Annotated in this window: 12 protein-coding genes; 3 read left to right on the forward strand and 9 right to left on the reverse strand. The window is 43.0% G+C overall.

All coding sequences use genetic code 11. From position 1 onward, the window contains the following. On the forward strand, nt 1-712 hold a 712-nt coding region (locus GCA01S_RS18110; RefSeq protein WP_042412156.1), incomplete at its 5' end, for an IS200/IS605 family accessory protein TnpB-related protein. A 334-nt stretch (nt 713-1,046) separates the two neighbouring features. Here GCA01S_RS18110 and GCA01S_RS18115 read toward each other — a convergent pair. Then, entirely contained in the window at nt 1,047-1,307 is a 261-nt protein-coding gene (locus GCA01S_RS18115) for a hypothetical protein (RefSeq protein WP_042412157.1), read from the reverse strand. A gap of 125 nt (nt 1,308-1,432) precedes the next feature. On the opposite strand from GCA01S_RS18115, the gene GCA01S_RS18120 reads away from it, so the two are divergent. Both GCA01S_RS18120 and GCA01S_RS18125 read left to right on the forward strand, forming a co-directional pair. Beyond that, on the forward strand, nt 1,433-1,579 hold the full coding sequence (locus GCA01S_RS18120) for a small acid-soluble spore protein P (RefSeq protein ID WP_017434999.1): 147 nt from the start codon (nt 1,433-1,435) through the stop codon (nt 1,577-1,579). Nucleotides 1,580-1,678: 99 nt separating this feature from the next. Beyond that, entirely contained in the window at nt 1,679-2,062 is a 384-nt protein-coding gene (locus tag GCA01S_RS18125; RefSeq protein WP_017435000.1) for an Hsp20/alpha crystallin family protein, read from the forward strand. Nucleotides 2,063-2,165: 103 nt separating this feature from the next. Here the strand turns inward: GCA01S_RS18125 and GCA01S_RS18130 are convergent, their stop codons facing one another. From GCA01S_RS18130 to GCA01S_RS18165, 8 genes are all read right to left on the reverse strand, one after another. Then, the gene (locus tag GCA01S_RS18130; RefSeq protein ID WP_042412158.1) at nt 2,166-3,503 is read right to left on the reverse strand and encodes a 6-phospho-beta-glucosidase; all 1,338 of its coding nucleotides are present in this window, start codon (nt 3,501-3,503) and stop codon (nt 2,166-2,168) included. Next, nucleotides 3,500-3,829, reverse strand: a complete 330-nt coding sequence (locus tag GCA01S_RS18135; RefSeq protein ID WP_017435002.1) for a PTS lactose/cellobiose transporter subunit IIA — start codon at nt 3,827-3,829, stop codon at nt 3,500-3,502. The genes GCA01S_RS18130 and GCA01S_RS18135 overlap by 4 nt, the downstream gene beginning before the upstream one ends. 11 nt (nt 3,830-3,840) lie before the next feature. After that, nucleotides 3,841-4,581, reverse strand: coding sequence for a chitin disaccharide deacetylase (gene chbG, locus GCA01S_RS18140; RefSeq protein WP_042412159.1), 741 nt, complete (start codon nt 4,579-4,581; stop codon nt 3,841-3,843). Between the two features lie 10 nt (nt 4,582-4,591). Next, the gene (celB, locus tag GCA01S_RS18145; protein WP_042412160.1) at nt 4,592-5,947 is read right to left on the reverse strand and encodes a PTS cellobiose transporter subunit IIC; all 1,356 of its coding nucleotides are present in this window, start codon (nt 5,945-5,947) and stop codon (nt 4,592-4,594) included. A gap of 15 nt (nt 5,948-5,962) precedes the next feature. Continuing rightward, a complete protein-coding gene (locus GCA01S_RS18150) occupies nt 5,963-6,298 on the reverse strand; it encodes a PTS sugar transporter subunit IIB (protein ID WP_255212310.1) in 336 nt (111 codons plus the stop codon). Between the two features lie 193 nt (nt 6,299-6,491). Beyond that, nucleotides 6,492-7,814 carry a PTS cellobiose transporter subunit IIC gene (gene celB / locus GCA01S_RS18155; protein WP_042412163.1) on the reverse strand — a complete coding sequence of 441 codons (1,323 nt, stop codon included), beginning with the start codon at nt 7,812-7,814 and terminating at the stop codon, nt 6,492-6,494. A gap of 205 nt (nt 7,815-8,019) precedes the next feature. After that, the gene (locus GCA01S_RS18160) at nt 8,020-9,456 is read right to left on the reverse strand and encodes a glycoside hydrolase family 1 protein (protein WP_042412165.1); all 1,437 of its coding nucleotides are present in this window, start codon (nt 9,454-9,456) and stop codon (nt 8,020-8,022) included. Nucleotides 9,457-9,470: 14 nt separating this feature from the next. Further along, a complete protein-coding gene (locus tag GCA01S_RS18165) occupies nt 9,471-9,779 on the reverse strand; it encodes a PTS sugar transporter subunit IIB (RefSeq protein ID WP_017435008.1) in 309 nt (102 codons plus the stop codon). Nucleotides 9,780-9,802: the final 23 nt, after the last annotated feature.

Below are 9,802 nucleotides of genomic sequence, written 5' to 3' on the forward strand. Positions count from 1 at the left end.
TTTGGTGGATGTAGAATCGAATCCATATATTAATTTTTCTACTTCTGACGGAGTGATCGGAGTAGATTGCAACTACAATCACATTGCTTGGACGGATGTTTCGAAAGATGGTAACTTTTTGGAAAGTGAGAAACTTTCGTTTTCGATAGAAGGGAAAACTTCGGGCCAGATTACAAAAATCATCGAAGCAGAAGCCATTGCTTTAGTGGATATTGCGGTTCGAAAGAAAAAACCTATTGTTTTGGAAAAGTTAGATACCACCTTATCCAAAACAGGGGATCGATACGGCAACAAGAAAGCAAATCGGATGAAGAATATGTTCGCGTATCGAAAAATGATACAAGCAATCAAAAGCCGTGCCGATAAAATGAGAGTTGCTGTTATAGAAGTGAATCCGGCTTTTACTTCTATCTCTGGGAAACTGAAATATATGCGCAAATTCGGTATCTCTATCCACCAAGCAGCTGCATTTACGATTGGCCGTCGAGGATTAGGATATAAAGAAAAAGCTCCAAAGGTGCTTAAAAAGTATGTCCTGAAAGATGCTTCTCATCATTGGAAGCATTGGTCTATTTTAGATAAAAAGTTTTCTGTTCGTACACATACACTGTACCATCTTTTTAATGTGAATCAACCATATCAAGAGATAGATGTATTTCATCCATCGTTGTTAGAAGAAGAAAAACATCAATTAATAAAAGCTTTAGCGTAATAAACAATGAGATTTCATTATCTCTTAGCGCTTTAAAATAAAAGAACACATTGTACCAGTCTCTTACTCTCGTCACCGGAGCAGATGGCGGTTCTAGGAACTGGATGCATTGCAATGTGTTCTTTGGATGCCATACGAATGGAAGATGGTGTACCTTCTATGTGAGCTGCATCAGCAGGCATATAGCTGGTCGTCCTGAAAGGACACTTCGGACATCTCGTATGGCTACTCCTCTCGTTGAACGGAGGGGGTTCTTGGGACCTTTGAGCAACAACAGTCAAAGGAAACAAGAATCCCCCACTTCCACCGGCTTTAGCCGGTAAGTGGGGATAGTTCAATGTATTTCATTGACTTCATCGACAATCGCCTGCAAGTCGTTGCGAAACTTTTCGAGCTGCATCCGCTGTTTTTCCGAGGCGACTTCAAGCGCGTTGTTAATTTGTTCAAACGCCTCGTTCACCTCTTGCTTTAAATGGCTTAATTGATGGCCGTAATCGGCTTGGTCGCGCACCAAGTGGTCGTGCCATTCTTTTGCTTCCATCGTTGCCTTTTGCGCCGCTTGAAACGCTTCTTGTTTCGTTTTATGATAAGCCATGATTGCTTCCTCCTTTGCTAGTGGCGGTCATTCATTACTTATCGTTTCAAACGTGGCGCAAATTATACCGCGAATAATAAAAGAGGACTGCCGGCATGCTAATAAACAAAAGGAGGGGGATGGACATGACCAATAAAAACACAGGCACAGACATGCGCAAAAACGCGCCAAAGGGCGATAATCCGGGGCAGCCGGAGCCGCTGGATGGTTCGAAAAAAGTAAAAAACAGAAACCATACGCGGCAAAAACATAATTCCAGCCACGACATGTAATAAAGAATGATTTTTCGCTCCCGCCGCGAACCTTTTCGGGGATGCTGCATACGATAAACAACAGCGATACAGTTTAACATGCGGAGGGAGCTTTTCATCGTGCATAAAAATGGCGAAGAGCAAAATGAGCTGCGGCAGTGGCTTGACTTGTTATGCAACGATCCGCTTGCGCCTTTGTTGGACGAAATGATATTTCGCGTCGAAGTGCTCGAGACAGAGGAAGACTATATTATCGAAGCAGAGCTTTGCCATTGTCAAAAAGAACATATTATCGTACTTCGCGAAAACCGTTCCCTTTCCATTCAAATCCAGCAAAACGGCGGCATGGAAAAACAACGAACGATTTTACTGCCGTTTTCGCTTGCAGACAAATATATTTCCGCACATTTTTCCGCGCCCATTTTAGAAATTCGCATCAGCAAAAGCGCACGGCAAAGCGATGCGCAACCACAAGACAACACGGTCATCCATATAAACGAGTAGGCTCTTACCAACAGGGCTTTTTTGTTTACATAAAATATTTATCGAAAAATCAAATCTAACGTAAAAAACCCAGCTTCGGTTTCCCTTGCTGGGCTCTACTATATTATCGTGCAGCTGTTCGTTTAAAAAATTGTGGCAAATACTCTTTATGCGCCTCTAGCATTTCGTCTAAGATTTGTTTGGCGATCGTATCCGACGGCACAAGCGGGTTGATCGTCATCGCCACCAGCGCCGTGTAGTAATCGCCGGTGACCGCTGCCTCTGCTGCGACGCGTTCAAACGATTTGATTTGCTGCACCAATCCGCGTACCGCAACTGGCAAATCACCAACAGCGATCGGTTTTGGGCCTTCTTTCGTGATGATGCAGTTTACTTCAACGGCAGACTCGCCTGGAATGCTGGCGATTGCACCGTTATTTCGCGTATTGACCGTCTGGATGTCCCGCTTGTCATTATAAATGGAACAAATCAGACTGCACGCTGCATCGCTGTAATAAGCGCCGCCTCGTTTTTCCAGCTGAGGAGGCTTCACGTTTAAATTCGGATCTTTATAGAGCTCAAACAGCTCTTTCTCCAATTTTTGAACCACTTCGGCGCGCGTTCCGATTTTTTTGGCATCCTCTAATTCTTCCGCGAGCATTTTGCTCGTTTGGAAATAGTAACGATGGTATGGACATGGCAGCAGTTTCAACCCTTTTAGAAAATCGGGCTCCCAGCCAAGGTCGGCGATGTTGCGCATCGTCATGCCTGCTTTGTCGCTGCTTGTCAATCGATCGATGAGCTGATCCATAATATTGTTGCCGTCCAAGTAAACGTTAAGTCCAAACACCATATGGTTCAGCCCGGCAAAATCAATGTGCACACGGCTAGCATCGACATTGAAAAGCTTTGCCACTCCCATGCGCATGCCAATCGGCACGTTACATAAACCGACTGCTTTTTTATGGTCGCTATAACGCAGCACTGCTTCTGTTACCATGCCCGCCGGATTGGTGAAATTAATGAGCCAAGCATCCGGACAAAGCTCCTTCATGTCACGAATAATATCGAGGATGACCGGGATGGTTCTCAATCCTTTAAACAGCCCGCCCGGTCCGTTTGTTTCTTGGCCAATGACGCCGTATTTCAGCGGAATTCGTTCATCTTTCGCCCGCGCTTGCAGCCCGCCGACACGAATTTGCGTTGTCACAAAGTCGGCACCCTCGAGCGCCCGGCGGCGGTCTAGCGTCAAATGAATGTCAATCGGTACTCCTGCTTTTTTTACCATTCGCCTCGCCAATTCGCCGACGATCTTCAGCTTTTCCTCCCCTTCAGGAATATCGACAAGCCATAATTCACGGACAGGAAGCTCGTGATACCGCTTAATAAATCCTTCGATTAATTCCGGCGTATAGCTCGATCCGCCACCAATCGTAACAATTTTTACTCCTTTGAAGCTCATATTTCTTCCCCTTCCTTATGTTGCAATGTTCCATACAGTTCGACAAACTCGTTGGCTAATTCTTTCACGGTAATCGCATTCATTAAATGGTCTTGCGCATGCACCATTAGTAGCGTAACACTCTCTTTCTGTCCCCTTGCCTCGTTTTGAATCAGCTTTGTCTGAATATGATGGGCGGCTTGTAATTCCTCCGCCGCCTTTTGCAGTTGCTTTCTTGCTTCGGCAAAGTCTCCTCTTTTCGCAGCAGCAATCGCCTCCATGGCATGACTTCTTCCGTTTCCTCCATGGAGAATGATTTGAAATACGATTTCCTCATATGTTTGCATATCGTTCTCTCCTACATTTGTTTTAATTCGCGATACGTGATCAATCTAACTCCGCGGTTTTCCAGTGCTTTCCGCACATACGGATCGGTTAAAATCGACAACTCGTTAATACGCTCGCTGCAATACGAACTGCCAGTAAACAAAGGAACATCAATGTAAGCTGGGTGGCACATCACTTCAACCGTTTGCCCATCATTCACTTCATCAAACAGGGACAAAAAATATTCTTTTGTTAAACCACGGCCATAAAACTGAGAAATAAATACATCAACTGTCCGCAAACGATGTGGTTTTTCAGAGCGTACCGGCCGAATCGGAAGATCATATTGCTCAGCCAGCTTCTGCACAATTGGGAATACACATGGATGTTCATGAACATGATGATGGCTGTCTATATGTGTCGGTGTTAATCCAAACGACAAAAACGTTTCCAGCTGCGCCGTAAGCTCCCGTTCGATATCATCCGGATCGGCGTAAAGCAGCTGCACATCACGCTTGCGAAACTCACCGTCTTCGTTGACTAACGAAGGGACATCCGCTAAAATCGGTTTTCCGCACGTTAAGACGAAGTGAATGCCTACCCCAAGCTCCGGATTCTCCTTTGCCAGACGGGCGGCATGTTCCGTCCCTGGCATGTTCACCATCATCGTTGCCGATGTGACAACGCCGTGTTGAAACGCTTCTAAAATACCGTAGTTAACCCCTTTGGAATAGCCGAAATCGTCCGCATTGATAATGCAATAAATCACCATTTTCTTCGCCTCACATTTGCTTCGCCGTGTTCGAATCGGTTGGAATATCCGCCGTTCCTCTTTCTTCCGCCGCCTTCTGCCTATCCCACATCGCAAAAAACGGATAGTAAATGGCTAATGCAATGAAAAAGTTAATGATTTGCAAAATACTTCCGGAAATTTTTCCACCTGTCGCCAAATAACCGCTAATAATGATTGGAGTGGTCCATGGCACGGCGACGCCGCTCGGTTTGGCCACAAGTCCCGCCGCCATCGCCACATAGGAAACGATCGTCAACACAATCGGCACTAAAATAAATGGAATAATGAGAAGCGGGTTCATGACAATCGGCATGCCAAATGTAATCGGCTCGTTGATATTGAAAATGCCCGGGGCAATCGCCAACCTTCCCAAGCTTTTCAACTGCTGGCTTCGCGCCCTCAGCAGCATGGCGATCGCCAACGCTAGCGTTGCTCCCGATCCGCCGATATAAATCCAAAGGTCAAAAAATTGCTGGGTAATGACGTTCGGTAATTCGGCATGAGGGTTTTGCTGGAACACCATGCGGTTTTCATCCATCAGCGACAGCCAGATCGGTCCCATCACTCCCCCGACAATGGCCGCACCGTGCAAACCGGTTGACCAGAGCAACTGCACCAGCAGCACCGCTACAATGGCGCCAAATAAGCTGCCGCCTAACGCGCTTAGCGGCTTATTTAACAGCAACGTTACGATATTATGAAAGCTTTCAAATGGCGTAACCTCTAAAATTAAACGGGCAATCCAAATCACACAAAGCACTGCAAAACCCGGAATAAGCGCCACAAATGACCGCGATACGGCCGGCGGTACGCCGTCTGGAAGTTTAATCACAATATTTTTTTGGATAATTTTTCGATAAATTTCGGTGGAAACGATCGCTAGAATCATCGCGACAAACAGCCCTTTGCTGCCGACCCATTGCACCGGAATGCCGCCGCTGACCATAATCGCTTCTTTCGCGCCGTCCGAAACAAACGGCACTTTATAAGGGGTCGCCAATAAAAATGCCGCAAGCGAAATGGCGCCGGCTGACAGCGCGTCCACTTTATACTTTTCCGCCAGCCGATAGGCAACTCCAAAGCTGACCACCAGCGCCATAATGTCAAATGTCGCTCCGACTGGATACAGCAGCTTTTCTAACCAGTGATCACCGAACCAATTCGCCATAAATTCGTTATAGCCTGGAATGGGAAGATACCCAAGAATTAAAAATAAAGATCCGATAATTAACAATGGCATCGATAAAATAATTCCGTCACGAATGGCTTGAAGATGTCTTTGTTCGGCAATCCTTCCTGCTACCGGCATGATGTTCTTCTCTAACACACTGATAAACCGATTCATCCGTCGCGCCCCCTCTTATCGTTTTAGTCGCAAAGCAAAATCCAGCACACCAGCGCCATTGACACGCCCATAGTCGGCAGGATTAATTACATCAACCGGTATCCCGCGCGCCTCTCCTTCTTTTTTAAAATGCGACAGCTTATAACGAATTTGTGGCCCAAGCAGCACGACATCCGCCCGGTCTAGATGATCCTTTGCCTCATCGGCGGATACGGCCCAAATGATTGCATCAAGCCCTTTTTCTTTCGCGGCTTGCTGCATTTTCGTCACCAATAAGCTGGTCGACATTCCTGCCGCACAGATAAGTAAAATATTCATTTTCTCATTCCTCCTTTTTTTGCTGTCACCGATTACATACGCAATATTCGTGTCAATGTAGAAAAACTTGGGAAAACAAGCCGACAGCATCAGTATGTTAAAGATAGCTAGAGTGTGTTTTGGTAACGCTTACAAACAAGTTGTAAAATGGAGTGGAAATTTACGTTTGTGTGTTATTTCTTTCGCTGCCGTAATGGAAAAACTCCATCATATAACACAGTTCATCTTAACTAACTTCTTTTTTCATTTGATGTTCTTCTTTATATTTTTGGTTGTCCCAAATTCTAAAGAACGGATAATAAAGAGCCGCTGATAAAGCCACATTAAATAATTGCAATATAGCCCCTGAAATCTTGCCTCCAGTAGCAAGGAATCCTCCAATTCCAACCGGAGTAGTCCACGGTACCATTACCCCAGCCGTTTTCGCGACTAAACCTAAATCCATTGCAAAGTATGATACACTGACAATGACAACAGGAACAAGAATAAATGGTATCATCATTATTGGGTTCATCACCATTGGCAATCCGAAAATAATTGGTTCGTTTATGTTAAAAAGCCCCGGAGCAATAGCTAGCCTGCCAAGTTGCTTTAATTGCTGACTACGTGATTTTAAAACAAGTAAAAGTGCTAATCCAAGTGTTGTACCAGATCCTCCTATGGAATAAAAGATATCCATAAACTGAACATTTACAATATTCGGAATTTCCTTTCCAGAAGTAAAGGCAATTCTATTCTCGTCTACAAGGGCTAACCAAATTGGAGACATAATTCCCCATACTATTGCTTGCCCATGAATACCAGTTACCCACAGCATTTGAGCGACCATAACCGCAATAATTGCTCCTGCTAATGAACCACCGAGCAATGAGAGTGGTTTACCTAATAGCGTTGAAACAATATTATGCATGTTTTCAAACGGCGTTACTTGAAGCAACAGTCTTAACAACCAAACAGTTAATATAACCGCAAAGCCCGGAAGCAGCGCAGCAAACGATTTAGCAACTGACGGCGGAACGCCATCTGGCATTTTAATAACTATATTTCTTTTCACAACAAATCGATAAATTTCTGTTGTAAGAATCGCAATAATAATGGCCACAAACATTCCTTTACTTCCTGTTAACGCAAGAGGAATACCAGTCACTTCATATGTTTTGTCCGCCCCTTCTGGAGTAAACGAAATTTTATAAGGTGTAACTAGCATAAAACACGCAACTGAAATTATCGCTATCGATAATGGATCTAACTGATATCTTTCAGCAAGACGGTATGCGACGCCAAAAGCAATAAAGATGGCAAGCAAGTCAAACGTTACTCCAACCGGATAAAGAAGATTGCTTTGCCAGGAGTCGCCGAATATATTTGCCATAAACGATTCATACCCTTTAATTGGTAAAAAACCGAGAATCAAAAATAAGGAACCGATCATAACTAACGGTACTGTCATTATAATTCCATCCCTGATGGCTTGAAGATGCCTCTGCTCCCCGACCTTCGCAGCAATCGGCATAAACTTTTCTTCTAGAAATCTCATGAATTGATTCATCCTTTTGTTCCCTCCCCCATAAAATGATTCGATTCCCCACGTTTTTCTGCGAATTTCTCCGATTTTCATGGACGACAAATGGTTTGGGTTATCCGATTGTAGAAATAATCCTGATCATCCCCCGCTTTGCTATAACGTGGCAAGTGAACGGACACGCCCCTTTAGTGTTCGGTACAGAAAAGCTCATCTTCAGCTTTTCATCGAATCAATCATTAAAGCCATTATTTTTCGAAACTTCTTTCATCCAATACGCGCTTTTTTTCATTGTTCGATTACGCGTTTTCAAATCCAACGAGATAAATCCATAACGGTTTTTATAAGCGTTTGTCCACGACCAATTATCAATAAAAGTCCATAAATGATATCCTTTCACATTGCATCCTTCCATGATTGCCTTATGAATCCACTTCAAATGACCTTTAATAAACTCGATTCTATAATCATCTTGGATTATTCCGTTTTGTAAAAATCTTTCTTCATCTTGCACACCCATTCCATTCTCAGATACAAAGCACGTAATATTTCCGTATTCATCTTTGAGTCTTTTTAGGAGATCATATATTCCTTTCTCATAAATCTCCCATCCGCGATAAATGTTCATGCGTCTACCAGGCATTTCATAATAGTCAAAAAACCACTCAGGCATAATAGGCGAATAAGGATTTGGCAAATGCTCTTTCGCTTTTACCCTTTTTGGCTGATAATAATTGACGCCAAGAATATCAACTTTATTATCCCTAATAAGTTCTTTATCTTCCTCTTCCGTATATGGCAAAAGATTGTATTCTCTCAACAAATCTACTAGTTCGCGAGGAAATTTTCCCTTTACTGAAGGATCTAAAAAGCTTCTATTAAAGAATAAATCAGCAATTTTGGCAGCTTTCACATCAGCTGGATGATTACTTCTTGGATAAACAGGCGATAAGTTTAAAATGACGCCAATTTTACCGTTTTTAATTTGAAGTTCTTTAAACACTTTAATAGCTTTGGCTTGTGCAACAATGGTATTATAAGCAACCTGAATCGCTCTCTTGAAATCAACAATATTAGGATAATGAACTCCATATAAATATCCTGCCTCGGCTGGTACGATTGGTTCATTATATGTAAACCATATTTTTACTTTATCACCAAACAATTCAAAACATGTTTTAGCGTATTCTACATAAGCGTCGACCACTTCTCGATTTTCCCAACCGCCTATTTTCTGCAATTCAAGCGGCATGTCAAAATGAAACAAATTAATAAACGGTTCAATTCCGTTAGCAATCAATTCATCGATCATATCATTATAAAAATCTACTGCTTTGCTGTTAATTTTTCCTACACCATTAGGTATTAATCTTGACCAAGAAATCGAAGTTCTAAATGAATTATGTCCAATTTCTTTCATCATTCGAACATCTTCTTTATATCGATGATAAAAATCAGTCGCAATGTCTGGACCAATACCATTAAAAAAACGTTCAGGCTCTTTTTCATACCAATAATCCCAGATACTCATTCCCTTGCCGTCTTCTCTAGAAGCGCCTTCCATTTGCGGTGCAGAAGACGCGCTGCCCCACCAAAAATCTTTTGGAAACTCATATTTCACCTTTTTATTTGTTTTTTCATCTCGAGCTAATGTTTTCTGACTTTCCATCTCATAACACCCCATTATTTCTTACTATTAAAACTTAAAGCAAATTCAAGTACTTTTTTACCGTTGACCATTCCATAGTCAACTGGATTAATTACATCGACCGGAATACCGTACGCTTCCCCCTCTTTTTTAAACTCTGCCAATTTGTAACGTACTTGCGGACCAAGCAAAAGCACATCTGCCTTGCCAATGTGTGCTTTTGCTTCATCAATAGAAACTGCCCAGATATTCGCATCAATCCCTTTTTCCTTAGCAGCTTGTTGCATTTTAGTGACAAGCAAACTGGTTGACATTCCGGCTGCACAAACTAATAAAATATTCATATTTTCTAACTCCTCCCTCTATA

The organism is Parageobacillus caldoxylosilyticus NBRC 107762 (genome assembly GCF_000632715.1).
Lineage (GTDB): Bacteria > Bacillota > Bacilli > Bacillales > Anoxybacillaceae > Saccharococcus > Saccharococcus caldoxylosilyticus.